Origin of the sequence: Kribbella sp. VKM Ac-2571 (assembly GCF_004362255.1) — a bacterium.
GTDB classification, from domain to species: domain Bacteria; phylum Actinomycetota; class Actinomycetes; order Propionibacteriales; family Kribbellaceae; genus Kribbella; species Kribbella pratensis.
In genome coordinates this window covers 124,139-144,997 of the sequence record NZ_SNWS01000001.1, presented here as the reverse complement: position 1 = coordinate 144,997, position 20,859 = coordinate 124,139, and the positions used below count along the sequence as shown (strand labels likewise).

Sequence of the window (20,859 nt, the reverse complement as noted above, 5' to 3'; positions counted from 1 at the left end):
CCCCCGGATCGGTCGAACTGCAGGTGACCATTCGGGAACCTTGAGTGTGTGCGGTGCTCCGTGCCCATGATGGCGCAGAATTGGTAAATTTCCTACAGCAGAACGAGCAGCAGCAGTACGGCGGCCGGAACCCCCTCCAGCAGCGTGTTCAACCAGAGTCGCCGCTCCGTCGCGAGCAGGACGAGCGCCAGGAAGACGTGCTGCGCCGCGGTGAACGCGACCAGCGCCTCACCTTGCGGCAGATGCCCGGTCCGGGCCAGGACGACCCCGAGCGCCAGCGCGACACCGGTCGTGAAGTTGTAGAACCCGAGGTTCACGATCCACAACCTGACCGCGTCGAAGTCCCGGCGCTCCAGCAGGAACAGCGGATACAGCCGCGGATGCCGGTAGAAGAACGACTCCATCAGCCAGACCGACCCCAGCATCACGGCGATGGCGATCGCGAGGATCTGCGCCGCCGTACTCATGCTTCCGCCCCGAGCTGGACCCCGTGCCGGCTCGTGATCTCGCCCAGCGCGGCGTAGTCCGTCGGATCGGCGCCGGCCAGGTCCGCGAAGAAGGCGCCCATCCGCCCGGTCTGACTGACAGCGAGGAACTTCGCCGACGGCGTCAGCACCGAGAACGTGTTCACGGTGCCGGCCGGAATGCTGATCGAGGCGCCAGGTCCGAGGTCGTAGCCCTGATCCCCTGCCTGGACGAGGATCCGGCCCTGCAGGACGTAGAACGCCTTGCTCCACGACTCGCTGTGCGGCGGCGAGGCGTCGGCGCGCGGTGCGTCGATCTCGAACAGCTCGTACTGCCCGCCGGTGTGCTCGGCGCCGATCTTCACCGTCACGGTCGCGTCCGGGGCGGCGTACTCGACACCGCTGCCCGCATTGCTCAGATGCACTGTTTCGTTCATGACTGCGACGGTAGGAAGCGACGTACGGCGGAGGTATCCCGTGCGGCTGGGCTCGTCGCAGCCACCCGAATCCCCACATTTCGGGGATAGGCGGCCGGGGTACGTCGGCGCATACTGAGCGCATGTGGGAGGGGCGCATGTGGGAGGGGCGGGCGCGGGCCGCGCGCCGGGACATCGCGGCACTGGCGACCTCGGGGATGGGCGTCGCCGAACTGCACGCGGCCGCGATCGAGGTGGTCGGACAGGTCGTCGGCAGCGAGCTCACCTGCTGGGCCGGGATGGACCCGGGCACGCTGGTGATCAGTTCGATGACGAGCGGCGCGGCCCGCATCCCGTCGGAGTACGAGCCGCGGCTGGCGGAGACGGAGTACGCCGGAACCGTGCCGAACTCGTTCGCCGAACTGGCCCGGACCTCACACCAGGTCGCGCGCTTGTCGGACCTGCCGTACCGCGAGGTCGTCGGTCATCGGCGGCTGAACGAGGTGTGGCGGCCGCTCGGGATCGAGCACGAGGTCCGGACGACGTTCGTCGTCGACGGGGACTGCTGGGGCGCGGCCGGGTTCGTCCGCAGCGGTCCCGACTTCAGTGAGCGTGAGATGGAGTTCCTGGGGTCGGTGGCGCCGGTCATCGGCGCCGCGACGCGGGTCGCCGTACGCACCGACGCACACGGGTATCGCGGAGGGGTCGGCCCGTCGATCGTCGTCACCGGCCCGAGCGGCGAGCCGCGGGCGATCACCGCGGCCGCCCGGACCTGGCAGGACGAGCTGGACGAGATCGCGCCGGGACGCTTCGGCGTACTGCTCCGGGCCATTGTCACGGGCGCCCAAGCCTCTGGGACATTTCAGGCGCGGGTGCAGACCGCTTCCGGCGAGTGGGTGCTGATGCAGGGCAGCCGACTGCTGGGTGACAGCGAGGACGAGGTGGTGGTGACGATCGAGCCTGCCTCGGGTCAGCACCTGGTCGGCATGCTGCTCGCGGCCTACGGCCTGACCACGCGGGAGCGGGAGATCTGTCTGGAGATCATCTCCGGCCACACCACCGCCGCGATCGCCGACCGGTTGTCGATCTCGCCGCACACGATCCAGGACCATCTGAAGTCGGCGTTTGCCAAGGTCGGCGTCCGGAGCCGTGGCGAACTGGTGGCGACGCTCAGGCCGGGATGACCTGCTTGCGATAGGTCCCCGGCGGTACGCCGAAGTCGCGCTTGAACGCCTTCGCGAACGCGAACTCCGACGTGTAGCCGATCTCCTTCGCCACCGTGGCGATCGGGCGATCACAGTCCCGCAGCAGCCGCGCCGCGGTCGTCATCCGCCAACGGGACAGGTACGTCAGCGGCGGCTCCCCGACCGCCTCCGTGAACCGCCGCGCGAAGGCAGCCCGCGACAACCCGACCTCCGATGCCAGGTCGGCGACCGTCCATGCGGCGCCCGGCCGCTCGTGGAGGAGCTCGAGCGACTGCACGACCGCGGGATCGGTCAGCGCCCGCGACCAGCCCCGATCCGCCGGGCAGTCACTCTCCTCGAACCAGGCCCGCAAGATCAGCACCAGCAACGCATCCACCAGCGCCGGTACGACGGCGGCCGCGCCGGGCCGCTGCGCGTCGAGCTCCTCGCCGAGGATGCTGATTGCCGTATGCAACGAACGGTGGCGTCCAGGGTTCGCCGGTACGACGACCACGTCGGGCAGCCTGCTCAGCACCGGGTGCAGGCGCTCGCGATCCAGCCGGTAGGTACCGCACAGCAGCAACGACCGCGCACCCTGACCCTGCGGCGGCTCCTCGACCGACGGGTCGAAGTCGACCAGCGGCGAATCGGGGTGGTCGGCGATCGCGTGCTCGACGCCGCGCGGCAGCAGCACCGCGTCGCCCGGGCCGAGCGGGATGGGGTCGCTCTCCGGCGGCAGCAACCACGCCGTACCTTGCAGGACCAGGTGGAAGGTGGCGCCGAAGGAGTGCACGAAGCGCAGTCCCCACGGCCCCCGGACATCGGTGCGTCCGGACGTGGCCGGACCGGTCCTCATCGCGGAGACGACATCGGCGAGCACATCCATGCACGTCATCATACGCGCACCGGTCAAGACGATCGGACATAAAGATGCGCTCAATGGACATAGATCCGCTCGCGAGGCTGGCCTAATGTCGGTGACAGAATCCAACGACAAGGAGTATCGATGAGCATCGTCGTCACCGCCGCCACCGGGCACCTGGGCACGCTCGTCATCGACGAGCTGCTGCAGCGGGTCCCCGCCGATCAGGTCGTCGCGGTCGTGCGCAACGCCGCCAAGGCGGCCCCGATCGCGGACCGCGGCGTCGAGGTCCGGGTCGCCGACTACAACGACCCGGACGCGCTGGCGAAGGCCTTCGGCGCGGGTGACACGGTCCTGCTCATCTCGGGCCTCGACCCGAACCGCCTGGAGCAGCACCAGGCCGTCATCACGGCCGCCAAGAACGCCGGGGTCGCGCGGATCGCGTACACCAGCGTGCTCGGCGGACCTGACGCGGACTTCGAGCTGGCTGCCGACCACATCGCCACCGAGCAGGCGATCCTCGATTCCGGCCTGCCGTACACGTTCCTGCGCAACGGCTGGTACAGCGAGGTCTACACGGACCAGATCGCCGTACAGCTGGCGAACGGGGTCGTCGGTAGCGCGGGCGACGGGCGGATCGCGTCGGCCGCGCGGCGGGACTACGCGGCGGCGGCTGCCGCCGTACTGACCGGCGAAGGGCACGAGAAGAAGGCGTACGAGCTGAACGGCGACACGGCATTCACGCTGGCTGAGTACGCCGCCGAGCTGTCCAAGCAGTCGGGCCAGGATGTTGCCTACAACAACCTCTCCCCCGAGGATCTCACCCAGGTGCTGACAGCTGCCGGGATCCCGGCACCGTTCGTACCGGTACTCGTCGGCGTCGACAAAGCCATCGAGCGCGGCCTCCTCGCCGGCCGCGGCAGCGACCTCACCCGCCTGATCGGCCGCCCCACCACGCCCATCGCGGACACGATCGCCGAAGCGCTGATGCGCTAACGGCAGGAGGTATCAGGTACCTGGGCCAGCGGGTTGGCGCGCTCAGGCGGCCGAGGTCGTATACGTAGACGACTACATCCTGTCGTTAGCGCTACAAGGCCGCGACGAGCCGGTTGTGCTGCTCGCCCAGGCCGTCGGCCCAGACCCGGAGTACGTCGCCCGCGCGTAGGTACCGGGGTGGTTTCTGCCCCGCGCCTACGCCGGCCGGCGTGCCGGTGCTGATCACGTCGCCCGGGTACAGCGTCATGAACTGCGAGATGTAGTGCACCAGGTGCGCGACGCCGAAGATCATCTCGGCCGTCGAACTGTCCTGCAGCGCCTCGCCGTTCACGTCCAGCCCGAGCTTGATCGCCTGCGGATCCGGCACCTCGTCCGCGGTCAGGATCCACGGCCCGAGCGGGCAGAACGTCGCCGAGTTCTTGCCCTTGTCCCACTGCCCGCAGCGCTCGAGCTGGAAGTGCCGCTCGGACACGTCGTTCACCAGGACATACCCGGCGACATGCTCCATCGCCGCTACCTCATCGACGAGGTACGACGCCGTACGCCCGATCACCACGCCCAACTCGACCTCCCAGTCCGTTTTCTCGCCGCCGCGCGGAATCACCACGTCGTCATGTGCACCGACCACGGTGTCCGGCGCCTTCATGAACAGGATCGGCTCGGCCGGCGCCTGCTGCCCGCCCTCGGCCGCGTGGTCGGCGTAGTTCAGTCCGACGCACACGATCTTCCCGGGGTTGAGTGGTGCGGCGAGTCGCACCGCCTCGAACTCAACCGCCGCGTCGGTTGCCGCGGCGGCCCGCTCCCGCCAACGGTCCGGGTCGAACGCCTCCGACGTACCCGGCAACGTCACCACCCGGCCGTCATCGGCGACTACGGCGTCGCGCAGTCCGTCGTCGGTGTGGATCCGGAGCAGTCTCACTTGTTCCTCCAACCAGAGTTCTTCGCCCAGTTCAGGTACGCGATACCCAATGCGTGCGAGCCTTGCACGGGCACGAGTTGTACGGCGTCGTACACGCGCAATGACTGTTGATAGACCAGCAGATCCTGCTCGGCGTACGCACCCCAGCGGGCACACTGCACCGCGTTCGCCGGCACGGCGTCGCCGGTCCCGTCGACCCGGTACCAGACCTCGGTCGCGGATCGGATCAAGTTCTGCGTGAACGTCTTCGTGAAGCGCTGGACGTCCGTGGCGGGTCCGCCCGCGATCCCCGCGTCGTACGCCGCATGCACGAACTCGGTGCTGATCGCGGCGTGGCTCAGGTCCTCGACCTGTTTCGAGGCCGGGTACGACGGCGTGTACTCCGAGATCCCCGCGGTCTTCGCGTAGCCGGCGTACAGCTGGCTGTACGGCGGCCAGTAGGTCCAGACGTAGGCGTCGCCAACGAGTCGTAGCGCGGGCTCGTACGCCTTCAGCATCTGCAGGACCCGAGTCCGATAGCGCGGCTGCTTGGTCACGCGGAACAGCTCGACCAGCACCTGGCCGATGCCCTGGCTCTGGTTGTACGGCTGGATGGTCCCGTCGAACGGGATCGGCGCACCTTTCGGCCACACGTAGTCGCCGGTGCCGTCCGCACGCGACACCCACTCCGGATCGTGGAACGCCACCGCCGCGGTCGCCGCGTCCAGAACCTCCCTCGCGAACTCCTGCCTGCGTCGGAGCTTCGGCGACTGCAGCACCATCCGGGCGTAGCGGGCCAACGGGAACGCGATCATGCCGGTGTGCACAGCGAACACGTAGTACTGCGACTTGAATGCGATCGTGGTCGCCGCCGGCGCGGGCGCAGCCGCGGGAGCCGTTCGCAGATCGACGGCGGTCCAGCGCAGCGACGCGTTGTAGGCGTTGTTGACCGCTGTCACGACGTACATCGGTGACGCCGGATCGAGGCTGACGGCGGGCAGCGTGACGACGGTGGTCGTGGCGGGGTTGCGGAGCACGAGGTCGAAGGTGCCGTCGGCAACGTTCAGGACCTCGGCGGTCGATTCGGCCGATCTGATCCCGGCCCACCGAAGTTGAATCGCCGGAGCGCCGTTGCCGTCGGGGAGCACGCCGTGGCCGGCGGTGTAGTTGCCGGCTGTGCGCCAGACCTTGCCGGACCGGCCGGCGTAGTCCTCGACGTGCCTGGCGTGGTCAGTGGTTCTCATCAGGTGCCTGGCGCGGTCCTCGAACGTGCGCAGGTAGCGCTCGTCCTGGTAGGCCTCGTACATCCGCAGCAGGGCGAGCAGGAAGTAGGACTCGCCCCAGGCGTACAGGCCGGCCTCGTTGTCCTGGGGGTTGGACGCGAGATAGCCGGCCTGCGCTGCGTCGAACGCGGCTGGAGAGTCGTAGACGAGTGGATCGGCTGAGGCCGACAGGGCCGGGAGACCGGCCCAGGCGGCGACCCCGCCGGCGGCGGTGGTGAGTAGGAGCGTCCGGCGGCTGAGCTCAGGGTGCATCTGTGCCTCACAAGAAAGGAAGGAGAGAAGAGGAAAGAGACGGAGGTGGGCGGCGGGGGGCGATGGACGGGGAGGTGGGCGGCGGGGGTCGACGGGAGGGTGGGTCAGCCTTTGACGGCGCCGCCCATGCTGTTGAGGATGCGTTTCTGGAGCAGGAGGAAGACGACGATGACCGGGACCAGCGAGATCACGGTGCCCGCGGCAAGACCGCGGACGTCGGTGCCGGAGACACCGCTCAGGTAGGCGATCCCGAGCGCGATCGGGAACTTGGACTGGCTGGTCAGCACCACCAACGGCCAGATGAAGCTGTTCCACACCGACACGAACCCGAGGATCGCCAGTACGGCGAGCGTCGGCGCCACGATCGGCACGCAGATCCGCCAGAAGATCGCGAATTCGTTCGCCCCGTCGACGCGCGCGGCCTCGACGATCTCGTCCGGGATCTGCGAGAACGCCTGGCGCAGCAGGAAGATCCCGAGCGACGACAGGATCGCGGGCAGGATCACCGCCGCGAACGTGTCGGTCAGCCCGAGCTCGCTCATCACCAGGAACCGCGGGATCAGCATCAGCTCACCGGGCAGGAACATGATCGACAGGAACAGCATGAAAAACACGCCACGGCCGCGGAAAGCGATCCTGGCCAGCGGGTACGCCGTCAGCGCGGACACCACCAGATACACCGGGACAGTGATGCCGACGTAGATCACCGAGTTCACCAGGAACCGCGCGTACGGGATCGTCGTCCACGCCTCGCGGAACCATTCGGCCACCGGAGGCCGCGGGATCAGGTCGGGCGGGAACCCGAACACGTCCTGGCCGGCGGGTTTGGTCGCGGCGCTGAGCAGGATCAGGAACGGCCCGATGAACAACGCGGCGACCGCGATCAGCAGCACATACAGCCCGATCCGGCGCGCGTTGAGCCTCGGCGTGCGCCGGTAGAGCCGCCTGGCCATCAGATGTCCCTCCGCCGGGTCACCAGCAGGTTGAAGCCGGCCAGGACGATCATGATCGCCCACAGCAGCAGGCCGACGGCGCTCGCGTAGCCCATGTCGTAGTCCTCGAAGGCTTTCGACCAGATGTAGTAGCCGAGGGTGAGAGTGGAGTCGAGCGGCCCGCCGCGGGTCAGCACGTACACCGACTCGAAGGCCCGCATCGCCTCGAGCATGCTGAGCACGAGCGTGACCGCGAAGGTCGGCCGCAGCGACGGTACGACGACGTTCAGCAGCCGCTGCCATGCGTTCGCGCCGTCGATCGTCGCCGCCTCGAGCTGGTCCGACGGAACGGACTGCAAACCGGCCAGGTAGATCATCATGAACAGACCGGCGTTCTTCCACGCCTCCAGCAGCACGACCGTGGGCAGCGCCCAGTGCCGGTCGAGCAGGAAGTCGGTCGGCCCGGCGCCGAACAGGCCGAGCACCCAGTTCACGACGCCCTCGCGGTTGAACACGTACCGCCAGGCGACCGCCACCGCGACCATCGACGTGATGACCGGCAGGTAGTAGAGCATCCGGAACGCCTGGATCGCGCGCAGCTTGAGGTTCACCAGCATCGCCAGGAACAGCGGCGCGACCACGGTCAGCGGCAGGAACATCAGCACGAACAGCAGCGAGTTCCGCAGCGCGATCCAGACCCGCGGGTCGTGCGCCAGCCGGACGAAGTTGTCCAGCCCGGAGAAGCGCACCGGATGCACGATGTCGTAGTCGGAGAACGCGAGCTGGATCGCGATCACGGCCGGCCACGCGAACATCGCGGCGTAGAACAGCAGCCCGGGCAGCATGAACACGTACGGCGTGTACCAGTGCTGACCGACCACGCGGCCCTTCAAACCCGGCATACCCGCTCCTCGTGTCTGAAACCCGGATTTCAGATACCAAGCTGACGGGAACCGTAACGCAGAACACAGCGGCCCGGAAGCGGTAACTACAGAAAATTTCCGGCATCTTCCGTTGACTCGTGCGAACAGATGGCGAACACTCTGATGTCTGTAAGCCAGGTTTAGGACATTTCCCTCTGAGGAGCCAACGATGGCCCGACTCCGACTCACCGCTGTTGTCGCCACTCTCGTCCTCGCCCTCGCCGGCTGCGTGTCCGGCAGTCCCGCGGGCGGGAGCGACGACCAGAAACAGTCCGGCGACGCCTACTCCGGTGACGTCGAGTGGTGGACGATCAACCTGCAGAAGAACTACGGGCCGGACATCCAGAAGTGGATCGACGCCTACCAGAAGGAGCACCCGAAGGTCTCGATCAAGTGGGTCGACGTACCGGGTGCCGACATCACCACCAAGCTGCTGGCGGCGATCGCCAGCGGCAAGGTGCCGGACGTCGTCAACTTCACCTCCGCGACCACCGGCCTGTTCGCCGGCTCGATGGCCGACCTGGGCTCGCTGTTCAGCGCCGACGACGTCGCCGCGTACCTGCCGAACCTGGCCGAGCCGTTGGTTGTCGACGGCAAGCGCATCGCGATCCCGTGGTACAACGGCGGCACGTCACTGGCGTTCTACAACAAGGATCTGCTGGCCAAGGCCGGTTTCGACCCGGCCAAGCCGCCGAAGACGTACGACGACGCGCTCACGCTCGCCAAGAGGTACCACGACGCGACCGGCAAGTCGGCGACCAACTTCATGGCGTACTCCAGCGTCGTGCAGGCCAACGGCATCCCGCTGGTCTCGGAGGACGGGAAGACGGCCGCCTTCAACACACCGCAGACCCTCGCACTGCTGGAGAAGTTCAAGCCGCTCTTCAGCTCGGGCGCGATCGCCCCTGGAAGCCTCAGCGAGAACCCGCGGGACATGCCGCAGTCGCTGGAGAACAAGGGCATCGCTTTCAACCCGGCCGCTGTGTCCAGCTCCCTGCTGAACGTCGAGAAGAACGCTCCCGCGGTCTACTCGTCGATCACGGTCGGTCCGCCGGTGACCGGTGCCGACGGCAAGTTCTACATGCCGGGCCAGCAGGTGATGGGGATCCCCGCGAAGTCGGACAACCAGGCCGCCGCGGCCGCTTGGCTCAAGTACGTCGCCGCGCCCGAGCAGCAGCTCGCGCTGTGCAAGCTGGTGCCGATCTACCCGTCCTCGGTGAAAGCGCTCGAGGATCCGTTCTTCACCGAGATCTCCGGCACCACTCCGGCTGATCAGGCGCGGAAGATCCTGGTCGACACCTTCAAGCAGAGCATCGACGCGTCGATGGGGTCGGGTAACGACGAGCAATTGCGGCAGCTGTTCGACGACCAGGTGCGGGCGTTCATGTCCGGGACCAAGTCGGCGAAGCAGGCACTGGACGACGCCGAGAAGGCGTGGAACGACACACTGGCGAAGGGCAAGTAGCGTGCTGCGTATTGGGATCGTGGGCGCCGGGATCATGGGACGCGGCAACGCGTTGTCCTTGTCCGGCCGGGCCGACGCCGAGATCACGGCGGTGACCAGCCGGTCCGCCGACTCCGCCACACAGCTCGCGGACGAGATCGCCGAGCGCGGTGCGCCGCGGCCGACGATCCATCCCGACCTCGGCGCCCTGCTGTCCGACCCCGCGGTGGACGCGGTCGTCCTGACCACGCCGGACGATGTCCACGGCGAGATGATGGTCCGCGCCGCGGAGGCCGGGAAGCACATCCTGGTGGAGAAGCCGATGACCACGTCGGTCGCGGAGGCCGACGCGGCGGTGAAGGCCATCCGCGAGAACGGCGTGATCGCGATGTGCCTGTTCAACCATCGGTGGGTGCCGGCGTACGCGCAGGCCTACGACCTGCTCGCGGACCTCGGCGACGCCGCGGTCGCCTACGCCCGCAAGGACGACACGATCTTCGTGCCGACCGAGATGCTCTCCTGGGCGGATCGCACGACCTGCGCGTGGTTCCTGTCCAGTCACGACATCGACCTGGTCTCGTGGCTGCTCCGCGACCAGGTACGCCGGGTCTACGCGACCGCGCGCTGGGGCAAACTCCGGTCGCTCGGGATCGAGACGCCGGACGCGATCCAGATCCAGGCGGAGTACTCGCGCGGTGCGGTGGCGACCTTCGAGTCCGCGTGGATCTACCCGAACACGTTCCCGACGACAGTCGATTCGTACGTCGCAGTGGTCGCGGACGACGGTGTGGTGCAGCTGGACCGACAGCGGGAGAACGTCGTACTGGCCAAGCCGGACGGCTACAGCTACCCGCGGAACATGCTGCAGCGGGTCATGCACGGCATCCCGTCCGGTGCGTACGCCGACGCGATCGCGCATTGGGTCGACTGCTGCCGCACCGGCCGGGAACCGCTCATCACGATCGAGAGCAGCCGCAACGTCACCGCCGTACTCGAGGCCGCCCACCTGTCGATCGAAACACGCCAACCCGTCGACGTGTCCATGCCGGTCGCATGACCGAAGGACCTGAGAAGCCGCGGCACATCGACGGGCGCATCAATCGGATCGGGACCGACGACCTGATCAAGGCGTTCGGCTCACCTGCTTCCGACCTGGCGGGTCTCCGCGCGTTTGTGGGTGAGCAGCTGAGGCGGCCGGCTTGGCCGTTGCCGGAGTGGGCTGAGGCGATCCGAGCCACACCGGACGCCGTACTGGCAGCTGCTGCTCCGCTACTGGATGGTGTTGATGTCACCGGGCAGGGACTCGGACGGTCGCAGCTGTACGGCTTCCACTACCTCGGGTGGCTCGCGCCTGGAGTGCAGGCGTGGCTGCTGACCGGTGACGAGCGCTACTTACAAGCGTTCGAGAAGCATCTCGATCAGTGGGTGGAGCGGCGTGACTCGGTGACCGGTGAGTGGCCGGGTCTCGACGTCATCTGGTACTCGCTCGGCACGTGGGCACGCTGCCGCAGCCTGCTGCCGACACTCGAGGTACTGACCTCCTCACCGCTGTCCGACCGCGTGTGGGGCCGGCTGCTCGCGACACTCGTCGGCGGAGCCCGCTGGTCGTACGACGAGCATGACGTCTTCCGGCACGGGAACTGGCAACTGGTGTGCGCGACCGAGCTGCTGCACCTCAGCGCCGTACTGCCCTCTCTCGCGGAGTCTGAGGCGTGGGCCGAGCGTGCGCGGCAGCGCATCGAGGAGCACCTGCTACTGGACATCTATCCGGACGGCGGGCACTACGAACGCTCACCCGGGTACCACCGGATGGTGTTGACGGCTCTGCAGACAGCAGCGCGGATCGACCCGGCTGTGGTGGCGCATCCCCGTTTTGCAGCGATGCACACGTGGATGTGCGAGCTGGTGTCGTCGGGCGGCTGGCTGCCGCACCTGCAGGACAGTGGGATCGAGTGGCCCGCAGCGTCGTTGCTGCGCGGCAGCTACCTGCTGAACGACTCTGCGTTCGCTCGCATCGCCGCGCAGTGGATGTCGCCGTCGGAGCTCGCTGGGGAGGTGGCGACGTTTCCTGCTCGGCCGGAGCGTGAGGAGCGGTGGCTGTCGCCAGGCGCGGTTCCTGAGCTGCCGCAGGCGACTGTGCTGCCGGAGTCGGGGTACACGATCCTGCGGAGTCCAGAACTGCGCGCGGTGATCAACCACGGCCCGCATGTCGAGCACGAGTTGGAGTCGCACTCACATCGCGCCGTACTCGACCTGGTGCTGGACGGGTGGCAGCAGCCGTTGCTGTGGGAGGCGGGCGGTCCACCGAGCTACGACGATCCGGACTACCTGACGTGGTACCAGTCGGGCCGCGGCCACAACACGGTCCTCGTCGACGACCAAGAGCTCTCGACGGATCGCGGGGTGCGCGTCGATCCACTGGTCGACGCCGACGTGCTCGCGGTCTTCTCTGGCCGTCACCACGGCAACGGTGTGGAGCAGACCCGAACGATCGCACTGGTCCGCGAGAGCCCGTCGTACGTCGTTGTCACCGACCACGCGCCGGACGCGCACACCTTCCGTGCTCACTGGCACGCGCTGCACCCGTGGCGTCAGGTGGGCCAGCTCGCGTACGACGCCTCTGCGCCCAACGGACCGGGCTTGCTGCTGATTGACGCCGGTGATGCTGCCGCAGTTGAGCTGACCGAGGGCGTAGCTCGTCATCCGGTGCTGGAGCGTCGGACGGCTGAGTACGGCCCGCTGCACTCGCTCACGGTGACGCGGTCGACCGGCGATTTCACGACGGTGCTGGTGCCGCACGCCGGCGCTGAGCCGGCCGCAGTGTCGGTGGATCGGGTCGACGGTGAGCTGGTGGTCGCCTTCGGCGAGACGATCGACCGGATCGGGCCGTCCACGTGGACGCGGACCGTCGGCGGTCAGTTGTCCTGGGCAACCGGGTGGCGGGTGCGGATGCTGCCGGGCCTGCTACGGGCGACTGACGACGTCGACGTAGTGGCCAGGCCGACCAGCTTCGAGATCACCTGCTCGGGGCGGTGCGGGCTGTGGATTCGCGCACAGGGTGAGATCAGGCTCAACGGGATGCTGATCGACGCGATCGTCGAGGACGAGTGGGCGCACTTGACGCTTCCGTACGCTTGGGCGTGGACTGTTGACGGGGTTCGCTATGAGTGACGACGTAACCAGCGGGTGGTTCGACGCGCGGATCGTCACCGGCGCGCATCCTGCCTCCCTGCTCCCACCCACCGACCGGGACGCGATCGCCGCGCATCTGGACCGGTACGCGCTGTCCGGCGCTCTGGTGAGCGCGATGGCGTCGTGGTTGCACGACCCGATCGGCGGCAACGCCGAAGCCTCTGCGATCGCCCACGACCTGGCCGACCGCGGCGTAGTGGCGTGCTGGACCGCCGTCCCCGCGACGTCCGGTGAGCTCGACTCGCTGACCGACCTGGTCGATCGCGCGGTGGACGACGGGGTCGCGGCCTTCCGCATCCACCCCGCGTCGCACGGCTTCTCCCCCGCTCTGCTCGACGAGTTGTACGACGCACTGCAGGCAAACCGCCTGCCCTTGTGCGTCGACGCCGCCGAACTGTCCTGGCCGGATCTGAACACGATGGCGGCCCGCTTCCCGGAGCTGCCGATCGTCGTGTCGAACCTCGGTTACCGCAAGCTCCGCGAACTCTGGGCCGCGCTTGTCGGCCACTCCAACGTCTTCGTCGATCTCGTCGACTTCGCCGCACACCAAGGCGTCGAGTGGCTCGCCGCCAACGACCTCGCCGACCGGTTGCTGTTCGCGACCGGCCTCGGGGTCCGCGATCCCGGGGAGAGCATCGTCCGGCTCGCGTGGTCCGGTCTCGACGACGCGACGGTCCGCCTGGTCGGCTCGGGGAACGCGCGCCGGCTGCTCCAGGGAGTACGCGCATGATCGGACGGCGGCCGCAGCATCGGATCGTCGACGTGCACGCGCACCTCGGCCCGTACTCGCTGTTCTTCATCCCCGAGTCGGACGCCGCGACGATGGTCGCGGTGATGGACCGGACCGGCACCGACGTCACCGTGCTCGCGGCGAACCGTGCGATCCAGCAGGACGCGCACCACGGCAACTCGCAGTCGCTCGCCGCCGTCGACGCCTACCCGGACCGGATCGCGGCGTACGCGGTCATCAACCCGTGGCAGGAGCCGGAGCGCGAGCTCGAGCGGCTCGCGACAGACGACCGGTTCGTCGGAATCAAGGTGCATCCGAGCCTGCATCGCTACCCGGTCACCGGCGCACGGTACGCCGCGGTGTGGGAGTTCGCCGAGTCCACCGGCTGTCCCGTGCTCAGTCACTCCGAGCACCAGTCGCCGTACGACGCGCCACGGCTGTTCGAGGTGGTCGCGGAACGCTATCCGGGTACGTCGGTTGTCCTCGGGCATGCCGGGATCACACCGGCCGGGGTGGACGAGGCGATCGAGGCAGCCCGCCGGTACGACTCGCTCTGGCTGGAGGTGTGCGGCTCGCAGATGACCGGGCCGCTGATCTGCGCCATGGTCGACCAGGTAGGCAGCGGGCGGGTGCTGTTCGGTTCCGACTTCCCCTTCATCGACCAGCGCATGTCGCTGGGCCGCGTGGTCTGTGCACCGCTGACGGAGAGTCAACGCCAAGATGTTCTCAGCGGGAACGCCCGCAAGCTGTTCCGGTGGCGGCTGTTACCGGAAGGGCCGGGAGAACGAGGGGTTGGCCAATGACGGAAGAGATGCAGCAGTCCGAACAGGTGTCCGGCGAGCGGTTGCCCGCGGTGACGGTCGGACTGTTCGGCCCACGCCGGCTGGTCAAGACGATGTCGGAGGTCGGCCAGGAGGTCGCGGAGCGGTCCGTGAACGGCGTGCGATTCCTGACCGGCGGGTACGACGACCTGTCCGAGGCCGAGGAGCGCTACCTGCGGCTGCGGGACCGGATCGACGCGGCGGTGTTCCCCGGCCCGTGGGCGTTCGACCTGGCGACGACCGGCCACTGGCTCACCGTCCCGTCGACCCACCTGCCGCTGACCGGCGCCGCGCTGTACGCCGCGCTGCTGCGGGCCTCGCTGACGATCAAGGACGTCGACCTGAGCCGGGTCAGCATCGACTCGCTCTCACTCGCGGACGTCTCGGAGGCGTACAGCGAGATCGGCCTGGACACCGCCCAGGTGTACGACATCCCGTACGAAGGCCCCGAGTCCGTCGCGGGGTTCGCTGCGTTCCACCGCGAGAAGTGGGAACGCCAGCACACCACGCTGGCGCTGACCACGATCCTGGCCGTGGAGCGTGAGCTGCGCGCGGACGGCGTACCGGTGCTGCGGATCGCGCCGACGCGGTCGAGTGTGCGGGATGCACTGGAGACCGCCGTACTGCTCGGCCAGGGCACCCTGATGGGAGCACATCAGCTCGCGATGATCGCCGTACAGGTCATTCCGACCGGTGCGTCGCGGGCCGAGTCGGGTGACTACTGGCAGCAGGAGCTGGCGTTGTCGACGCACCAGAAGCTGCTGTCCGAGGCCCGCCAGGTCGGTGCGTCGGTCACGCGCCGGTCCGACACACTCTTCCTGGTCACCACGACGTACGGCGCTCTGCTGCGGCTGACTGAGCAGTTCGCGGTTGCGCCCTTCCTAGGCGCGTTGACTGCACAGCTCGGCGTACCTGTCGCTGTAGGCGCCGGAACCGGTCAGACCGCTCGTGCTGCAGAGGCAAACGCACTCATGGCCGTTGAGGACTCTGTAGCGGCAGGCGGCAAGGTAGCCGTGTACCTGGACGGCAGCAGCGACCGCGTCGACCTCGAGCCCGGTCCTGCGACGACTGAATCCGCACCGGCCGACGGGACGTCGCCGATCGACCAGCGGGCGCTGGAGATCGTCACGTCAATCGCCTCTGCCATGAGCTCGGCTCCGGGCCGACAGGTGGTCGTAGACGTCGAGAGCGTCGCCGCGATCATGCAGGTCACCCAGCGCACCGGACGCCGGATGCTGAAGGAGCTGGTCGAGGCAGGTCTCGCCTGGCCACTGCCACCGGCTCGCTCTAACGCCGGCGGTCGGCCACGCCAGCAGTTCCGCTTACTCACCGAGAAGCTCGACTGACCTTCTCGACTGACCTCTGGAGAAAGCCTGTGCAGACTCGTCGTCACGACCACGCAGACCGCCTGTACGCGCGCGCCCGACAGGTGATCGCAGGCGGTGTCTCCAGCGATGCCCGCCGAGCTGACCGGCCGCTGTTCGTGGACCACGCCCGCGGCGCCGAGCTGTGGGACGTGGACGGCAACAGGTACCTGGACTACGTGCTCGGCCAAGGCCCGAACCTCCTCGGCCACGCCGCACCGCTCGTCGCCGACGCAGTCTCCGACCAGGTACGCCGTGGCGTCGCGTACGCCGCCCAGCACGAGCTGGAGGCACAGGTCGCCGAACGCCTGTGCAGCATGGTGCCCGCGGCGGAGCTGGTCCGCTTCAACAGCGTCGGCTCGGAGGCTGTGCACGGCGCGATCCGGCTGGCCCGCGGCCACACCGGCCGCCCGAAGATCGTGAAGTTCGAAGGCAACTACCACGGCTGGCTCGACCCGGTCCTCTACAGTGTGCACCCGGACCTCGCCCTGGCCGGCGACGCCCGGCACCCCACCGCGGTCGGCGGTACGGCGGGTCAGCCGCGGCACGACGCGGACGACCTGATTGTCCTGCCCTACAACGATCTGCCGGCTGTCGCCGAGGTGTTCGCACGCAGCGGGGACGAGATCGCCGCGGTCATCCTCGAGCCGCTGCTCTGCAACACCGGCTGCATCACACCGGCTCCTGGCTACCTCGAAGGGCTCCGGGAGCTGACTCGGGAGCACGGATCGTTGCTGATCTTCGACGAGATCATCACCGGGTTCCGGGTCGCTCCGGGCGGGGCGGGCGAGCTGCTGGGCGTCGTACCCGATCTGGCTGCGTTCGGGAAGGCGATGGCCGGCGGGATGCAGGTGTCCGCGCTGGTCGGCTCGGCCGAGGTGATGGCGACGATCGCGGACGGCAAGGTCGCGCACGCCGGGACGTTCAACTCCCATCCGGTCGGGATGGCGGCCGCCGACGCGGTACTGCGTCATCTCGACGAGCACCGCGACAACGTGTACCCACCGTTGATCGCGACAGGCCAACGGTTGATGGCCGGCCTGCGCGCGGCAGCTGCAAAGCATGCGGTGCCACTGCTCGTGGACGGGCCCGGTCCGGTGTTCCAGACATACATCACGGACCAGGCCGCCGTCACCGACTACCGCACGTTCGCTGCCTGCGACCGGGCCGCGATGGCTCGGTTCCACGCGGGTCTGTTCGCTGCCGGTATCAGCATCGTGCCGCGCGGGTTGTGGTTCCTGTCCACCGAGCACACCGCGGACCAGGTCGACGAGACTATTGCGGTAGCAGACTCAGTGCTCGCTGCCCTTTAGACACAGGGTCGAACGGCTTGCGGTCCTGGTTGCAGGTCGAGCCGTCCGCAGGGGCCTTCAGCTGGGTGAGGTAGTCAGTGATCATCGCGTCGGCGCAGGTGCTCTTGCCGATCGTGGTGTGCCCGTAGCCCTCGACGGTCACCATCCGGGCGTCCGGGTACAGGTCGGCGTACGGCCGCGTTGCCGCGTACGGCGTGGCCGGATCGTGGCGGGTGCCGAACACCAGCACCGGCTGCCGCACCTTGTTCTGCCACGGGCCGCGGAAGTCGTCGGTGTCGCGGATCCCCAGGAACTCACAGTGAATCCCGACCCAGGCGCGGAACCGGCCGAAGTGCGGAGCGCGTCGATCGGCGGCATCGGCGTACGCCGGGTACGCCAGCGGACGGCCGGACTGCCTCGCCTCGACACATGGCTGCAGCACGGTTCCGATCGAGTTGTAGTCCTCCTTGCGCCGGTTCCACTCGACGAGTGCCTGCGGCGCCTTCGCAGCGGCCTTTGCCCGGTTCTGGCCGGCGAGCTGGGCCCACGTCTCGGCGAGCGCCGGGTAACCGATCGGGTCGTACAGGTTCGAGAACGTCATCGCCACAGCAACGGCGTACGTCACGGTCAACGTGGAGCCGTCCGGCAGCGCGACGACGACCGGGTGGGTCTTCAGCCGATCGAGCGTGCTCTCCACAACAGTCTTCGGATCGCCGAGCTCGTTCAACGCACAGTTCGCGGCGGCCTGCTTGCACTCGGCCAGGAACTGCTCATACGTGTCGTACGCGCCTTCGCCCTGCTTCAGCCGGACACCGACCGGGTTGGGGTCGCCGTTCGAGCCGGAGTACCACTCGGGGCTGAGGGTGCCGTCGAGGACCAGTGCACGGACCTTGTTCGGGAACAGCTTGGCGTACGTCGCACCGAGGTACGTGCCGTACGAGTAGCCGACGTACGACAGCTTCTCGTCGCCGACCGCCTGCCGCAGCAGATCCATGTCACGCGCAACGTTCGCCGTCGAGTAGTGCGCGAGCCGGTCCAGCGACGTGGTCCGGCAGCTCATCGCCTGCTTTGCCGCGTCGACGATGAACCTGCGTTCTTCCTTCGCGGTCACCGGGAACGCCGGGACGTTCGCCAGCGCCGCCGACTCCTCGGCGGCGGTCGGGTAACAGGTGGCCGGATCCGAACGGCTCACGCCCCGCGGGTCGAACCCGAGGATGTCGAACTTCGCGCGGACCTCCGGGGTGTAGATCAACTGACCCGCCTGCTGCACCAGGTCGACACCGGAGCCACCGGGACCGCCTGGGTTCGTGAACAGCGTGCCGACCTTGTGGGCCGGGTCGCCGGCCGGCAGCCGGGTCAACGCGATCGTCGTGGTCGGTCCGTGCGGGTTGTCGTAGTCGGTCGGGACCTCGACGGTCGCGCACTCGAACGGCTTCAGCTTCGGGTCGCTTCCACAGGTACCCCACGCGATCTTCGGTACTGCGGACTTCGCCTGAGCCACTGCGGTGGTCATCGGCGTCAGCAGCACGAGCGCCACGCCGGCGACAGACAGTCTTCGAAGGATTCTGGGCGTCATGTCACCGACCGTAGGCGGGCAGGCCGTCCCGTCGCGTCCACCACGAGAAGGAGGCCGGGAACCCGTCTGCTGACGGACCCGGCCCCTTCTCGAGCGTGAAGCTCTTATGCGCTCTTCTCGCGGCGGTCGCGCTTGGTGCGCTCGATCTGGTCGCGCGGGATCAGCGTGGGATTCACGTTCTCCAGCACCACCTCGCCGGTGACGACGACCTTGGCGACGTCCTCGCGGCTCGGCACCTCGTACATCACGTTGAGGAGAACCTCTTCCATGATGGCCCGCAGACCACGGGCGCCGGTGCCGCGCAGCAACGCCTGGTCCGCGATCGCCTCGACCGCGTCGTCGTTGAACTCGAGCTCGACGTTGTCGATCTCGAACAGCCGCCGGTACTGCTTGACCAGCGCGTTCTTCGGCTCGGACAGGATCTTGATCAGCGCGTCGCGGTCCAGCGGCGAGACGGTCGTGATGACCGGGAGCCGGCCGATGAACTCCGGGATCAGACCGAACTTGAGCAGATCCTCCGGCATCACATCGGCGTACCCGCCGGCTTCCTTCGGCTTCTCCGGCTCACGCGAGGTGTTGAAGCCGAGGGTCTTCTTGCCGACCCGCTGCTCGACCATGTGGTCCAGTCCGGCGAACGCGCCGCCGACGATGAACAGCACGTTGGTCGTGTCGATCTGGATGAACTCCTGGTGCGGGTGCTTGCGGCCGCCCTGCGGCGGAACACTCGCGGTGGTGCCTTCCAGGATCTTCAGCAGTGCCTGCTGGACGCCCTCACCGGAGACGTCGCGGGTGATCGACGGGTTCTCGCTCTTGCGGGCGATCTTGTCGACCTCGTCGATGTAGATGATCCCGGTCTCGGCCTTCTTGACGTCGTAGTCCGCGGCCTGGATCAGCTTCAGCAGGATGTTCTCGACGTCCTCACCGACGTACCCGGCCTCGGTCAGCGCCGTCGCGTCCGCGATCGCGAACGGGACGTTCAGCATCCGGGCGAGCGTCTGGGCGAGGTAGGTCTTGCCGCAGCCCGTCGGGCCGATCAGCAGGATGTTCGACTTGGCCAGCTCGACGGCCTCGTCCTTCGCGTGCCGGCCGGCGCTCGAGCCGCCCTGGCCGTCGCGGACCCGCTTGTAGTGGTTGTAGACCGCCACCGCGAGTGCCTTCTTGGCCACGTCCTGACCGACGACGTACGCGTTGAGGAAGTCGTAGATCTCGCGCGGCTTCGGCAGCTCGGTGAGACCGACCTCGGAGCCCTCGTTCAGCTCCTCCTCGATGATCTCGTTGCAGAGATCGATGCATTCGTCGCAGATATAGACGCCGGGACCGGCGATGAGCTTCTTGACCTGCTTCTGACTCTTGCCGCAGAACGAGCACTTGAGCAGGTCGCCGCCGTCACCAATGCGTGCCACCGGGGCAGATCCCTTCTATGCGAGTCGAACCATGGGCCAGGAGGGCGTGGGCCGCAGGGACCGGGACGGTCGTCAGTACCCCGATCCGATTTCGACGGTACCCCGTCCGGGGCCGAAAAACCGCGCTCGCCACCGGGTTGTGACTACGCCGGTGGCGAACGCGTCGTGCTCTTGACAACCGGTCAGACCGGCCGCGGCCGAACTGAACCCGTTCAGACGCCGGCCGGGACCGGAGTCTTGAGACTCTGCAGGACGTCGTCGATCAGGCCGTACTCGATCGCCTGCTCGGCGGTGAGGAACTTGTCCCGCTCGATGTCCCGGGACACCTCCGCGATGTCCTTGCCGCTGGCCTCGGAGATCATCGTCTCCAGCAGCGAGCGGAGCCGGAGGATCTCGTTCGCCTGGATCTCGATGTCACTCGACTGGCCGTAGGTGCCCTCGGTGGCCGGCTGGTGAATGATGATCCGGCTGTTCGGCAGCGCGAGCCGCTTGCCCGGCGTACCGGCGGCGAGCAGCACCGCGGCGGCCGAGGCCGCCTGGCCGAGGCAGACCGTCTGGACGTCCGGCTTGATGTAGCGGACGGTGTCGTAGATCGCGGTCAGCGCGGTGAACGAGCCGCCCGGGGAGTTGATGTAGATGCTGATGTCGCGGTCGGAGTCCATCGACTGCAGGCAGAGCAGCTGCGCCATCACGGCGTTCGCGATCTCGTCGGTGATCGGCGTACCGAGGAAGATGATCCGGTCCTCGAAGAGCTTCGTGTACGGGTCGATCCGGCGCATGCCGTACGACGTGCGCTCCTCCCACTGCGGGATGAAGTAGTTCATGGT

At 68.0% G+C, this 20,859-nt stretch carries 19 protein-coding genes; 9 read left to right on the top strand and 10 right to left on the bottom strand.

Going from position 1 to position 20,859, the window contains the following annotated elements; all coding sequences use genetic code 11:
* Positions 1 to 92 precede the first annotated feature (92 nt).
* Positions 93 to 467 (bottom strand): DUF1304 family protein, encoded by a 375-nt coding sequence (locus EV651_RS00770; protein ID WP_133780882.1) that lies wholly within the window; start codon positions 465 to 467, stop codon positions 93 to 95.
* The gene (locus tag EV651_RS00765; protein ID WP_133780880.1) at positions 464 to 901 is read right to left on the bottom strand and encodes a cupin domain-containing protein; all 438 of its coding nucleotides are present in this window, start codon (positions 899 to 901) and stop codon (positions 464 to 466) included. The genes EV651_RS00770 and EV651_RS00765 overlap by 4 nt, the downstream gene beginning before the upstream one ends.
* 122 nt (positions 902 to 1,023) lie before the next feature.
* Between EV651_RS00765 and EV651_RS00760 the strand changes: the two genes are divergently transcribed.
* A complete protein-coding gene (locus EV651_RS00760) occupies positions 1,024 to 2,064 on the top strand; it encodes a helix-turn-helix transcriptional regulator (RefSeq protein ID WP_238156570.1) in 1,041 nt (346 codons plus the stop codon).
* Here the strand turns inward: EV651_RS00760 and EV651_RS00755 are convergent.
* Positions 2,051 to 2,950 carry an AraC family transcriptional regulator gene (locus EV651_RS00755; protein WP_133780878.1) on the bottom strand — a complete coding sequence of 300 codons (900 nt, stop codon included), beginning with the start codon at positions 2,948 to 2,950 and terminating at the stop codon, positions 2,051 to 2,053. The two genes, EV651_RS00760 and EV651_RS00755, sit on opposite strands and share 14 nt — an antisense overlap.
* A 120-nt stretch (positions 2,951 to 3,070) precedes the next feature.
* Between EV651_RS00755 and EV651_RS00750 the strand changes: the two genes are divergently transcribed.
* Positions 3,071 to 3,922, top strand: coding sequence for an SDR family oxidoreductase (locus tag EV651_RS00750; protein ID WP_133780876.1), 852 nt, complete (start codon positions 3,071 to 3,073; stop codon positions 3,920 to 3,922).
* A gap of 91 nt (positions 3,923 to 4,013) precedes the next feature.
* On the opposite strand, the gene EV651_RS00745 is transcribed toward EV651_RS00750, so the two are convergent.
* From EV651_RS00745 to EV651_RS00730, 4 genes are all read right to left on the bottom strand, one after another.
* Positions 4,014 to 4,841 carry a fumarylacetoacetate hydrolase family protein gene (locus EV651_RS00745; RefSeq protein ID WP_238156569.1) on the bottom strand — a complete coding sequence of 276 codons (828 nt, stop codon included), beginning with the start codon at positions 4,839 to 4,841 and terminating at the stop codon, positions 4,014 to 4,016.
* Positions 4,838 to 6,355 carry a hypothetical protein gene (locus tag EV651_RS00740; protein WP_133780874.1) on the bottom strand — a complete coding sequence of 506 codons (1,518 nt, stop codon included), beginning with the start codon at positions 6,353 to 6,355 and terminating at the stop codon, positions 4,838 to 4,840. Before EV651_RS00740 ends, EV651_RS00745 begins: the two co-directional genes overlap by 4 nt.
* Before the next feature lie 104 nt (positions 6,356 to 6,459).
* Positions 6,460 to 7,308, bottom strand: a complete 849-nt coding sequence (locus EV651_RS00735) for a carbohydrate ABC transporter permease (protein WP_133780872.1) — start codon at positions 7,306 to 7,308, stop codon at positions 6,460 to 6,462.
* The gene (locus EV651_RS00730; protein ID WP_133780869.1) at positions 7,308 to 8,189 is read right to left on the bottom strand and encodes a carbohydrate ABC transporter permease; all 882 of its coding nucleotides are present in this window, start codon (positions 8,187 to 8,189) and stop codon (positions 7,308 to 7,310) included. The genes EV651_RS00735 and EV651_RS00730 overlap by 1 nt, the downstream gene beginning before the upstream one ends.
* 190 nt (positions 8,190 to 8,379) lie before the next feature.
* On the opposite strand from EV651_RS00730, the gene EV651_RS00725 reads away from it, so the two are divergent.
* From EV651_RS00725 to EV651_RS00695, 7 genes are read left to right on the top strand one after another with little or no spacing between them, the layout of a single operon-like run.
* Positions 8,380 to 9,675: an ABC transporter substrate-binding protein gene (locus EV651_RS00725; RefSeq protein ID WP_133780867.1), complete on the top strand. Its 1,296-nt coding sequence runs from the start codon at positions 8,380 to 8,382 to the stop codon at positions 9,673 to 9,675.
* A 1-nt stretch (position 9,676) separates the two neighbouring features.
* Complete coding sequence (locus EV651_RS00720) at positions 9,677 to 10,711, top strand: Gfo/Idh/MocA family protein (protein WP_202870104.1); 1,035 nt, start codon at positions 9,677 to 9,679, stop codon at positions 10,709 to 10,711.
* The gene (locus tag EV651_RS00715) at positions 10,708 to 12,825 is read left to right on the top strand and encodes a heparinase II/III family protein (RefSeq protein ID WP_133780865.1); all 2,118 of its coding nucleotides are present in this window, start codon (positions 10,708 to 10,710) and stop codon (positions 12,823 to 12,825) included. Before EV651_RS00720 ends, EV651_RS00715 begins: the two co-directional genes overlap by 4 nt.
* Positions 12,818 to 13,576 (top strand): amidohydrolase family protein, encoded by a 759-nt coding sequence (locus tag EV651_RS00710; protein ID WP_133780863.1) that lies wholly within the window; start codon positions 12,818 to 12,820, stop codon positions 13,574 to 13,576. Before EV651_RS00715 ends, EV651_RS00710 begins: the two co-directional genes overlap by 8 nt.
* A complete protein-coding gene (locus tag EV651_RS00705; protein WP_133780861.1) occupies positions 13,573 to 14,379 on the top strand; it encodes an amidohydrolase family protein in 807 nt (268 codons plus the stop codon). The genes EV651_RS00710 and EV651_RS00705 overlap by 4 nt, the downstream gene beginning before the upstream one ends.
* Entirely contained in the window at positions 14,376 to 15,743 is a 1,368-nt protein-coding gene (locus tag EV651_RS00700) for a hypothetical protein (protein ID WP_133780859.1), read from the top strand. Before EV651_RS00705 ends, EV651_RS00700 begins: the two co-directional genes overlap by 4 nt.
* Before the next feature lie 29 nt (positions 15,744 to 15,772).
* Positions 15,773 to 17,074 carry an aspartate aminotransferase family protein gene (locus tag EV651_RS00695; RefSeq protein ID WP_166658453.1) on the top strand — a complete coding sequence of 434 codons (1,302 nt, stop codon included), beginning with the start codon at positions 15,773 to 15,775 and terminating at the stop codon, positions 17,072 to 17,074.
* Here the strand turns inward: EV651_RS00695 and EV651_RS00690 are convergent.
* From EV651_RS00690 to EV651_RS00680, 3 genes are all read right to left on the bottom strand, one after another.
* Positions 17,037 to 18,629 (bottom strand): alpha/beta hydrolase, encoded by a 1,593-nt coding sequence (locus tag EV651_RS00690; protein WP_133780855.1) that lies wholly within the window; start codon positions 18,627 to 18,629, stop codon positions 17,037 to 17,039. The genes EV651_RS00695 and EV651_RS00690 overlap by 38 nt on opposite strands.
* Positions 18,630 to 18,733: 104 nt before the next feature.
* Positions 18,734 to 20,032 carry an ATP-dependent Clp protease ATP-binding subunit ClpX gene (gene clpX, locus EV651_RS00685; protein WP_133780853.1) on the bottom strand — a complete coding sequence of 433 codons (1,299 nt, stop codon included), beginning with the start codon at positions 20,030 to 20,032 and terminating at the stop codon, positions 18,734 to 18,736.
* 212 nt (positions 20,033 to 20,244) lie between these two features.
* Positions 20,245 to 20,856 carry an ATP-dependent Clp protease proteolytic subunit gene (locus EV651_RS00680; protein WP_133780851.1) on the bottom strand — a complete coding sequence of 204 codons (612 nt, stop codon included), beginning with the start codon at positions 20,854 to 20,856 and terminating at the stop codon, positions 20,245 to 20,247.
* Positions 20,857 to 20,859 lie beyond the last annotated feature (3 nt).

Bases quoted from the DNA above. Each gene is read 5' to 3' on its own strand.
- EV651_RS00770 (WP_133780882.1), bottom strand. From the start codon at position 467: ATGAGTACGGCGGCGCAGATCCTCGCGATCGCCATCGCCGTGATGCTG.
- EV651_RS00765 (WP_133780880.1), bottom strand. From the start codon at position 901: ATGAACGAAACAGTGCATCTGAGCAATGCGGGCAGCGGTGTCGAGTAC.
- EV651_RS00760 (WP_238156570.1), top strand. From the start codon at position 1,024: ATGTGGGAGGGGCGCATGTGGGAGGGGCGGGCGCGGGCCGCGCGCCGG.
- EV651_RS00755 (WP_133780878.1), bottom strand. From the start codon at position 2,950: ATGGATGTGCTCGCCGATGTCGTCTCCGCGATGAGGACCGGTCCGGCC.
- EV651_RS00750 (WP_133780876.1), top strand. From the start codon at position 3,071: ATGAGCATCGTCGTCACCGCCGCCACCGGGCACCTGGGCACGCTCGTC.
- EV651_RS00740 (WP_133780874.1), bottom strand. From the start codon at position 6,355: ATGCACCCTGAGCTCAGCCGCCGGACGCTCCTACTCACCACCGCCGCC.
- EV651_RS00735 (WP_133780872.1), bottom strand. From the start codon at position 7,308: ATGGCCAGGCGGCTCTACCGGCGCACGCCGAGGCTCAACGCGCGCCGG.
- EV651_RS00730 (WP_133780869.1), bottom strand. From the start codon at position 8,189: ATGCCGGGTTTGAAGGGCCGCGTGGTCGGTCAGCACTGGTACACGCCG.
- EV651_RS00725 (WP_133780867.1), top strand. From the start codon at position 8,380: ATGGCCCGACTCCGACTCACCGCTGTTGTCGCCACTCTCGTCCTCGCC.
- EV651_RS00715 (WP_133780865.1), top strand. From the start codon at position 10,708: ATGACCGAAGGACCTGAGAAGCCGCGGCACATCGACGGGCGCATCAAT.
- EV651_RS00710 (WP_133780863.1), top strand. From the start codon at position 12,818: ATGAGTGACGACGTAACCAGCGGGTGGTTCGACGCGCGGATCGTCACC.
- EV651_RS00705 (WP_133780861.1), top strand. From the start codon at position 13,573: ATGATCGGACGGCGGCCGCAGCATCGGATCGTCGACGTGCACGCGCAC.
- EV651_RS00700 (WP_133780859.1), top strand. From the start codon at position 14,376: ATGACGGAAGAGATGCAGCAGTCCGAACAGGTGTCCGGCGAGCGGTTG.
- EV651_RS00690 (WP_133780855.1), bottom strand. From the start codon at position 18,629: ATGACGCCCAGAATCCTTCGAAGACTGTCTGTCGCCGGCGTGGCGCTC.
- EV651_RS00680 (WP_133780851.1), bottom strand. From the start codon at position 20,856: ATGAACTACTTCATCCCGCAGTGGGAGGAGCGCACGTCGTACGGCATG.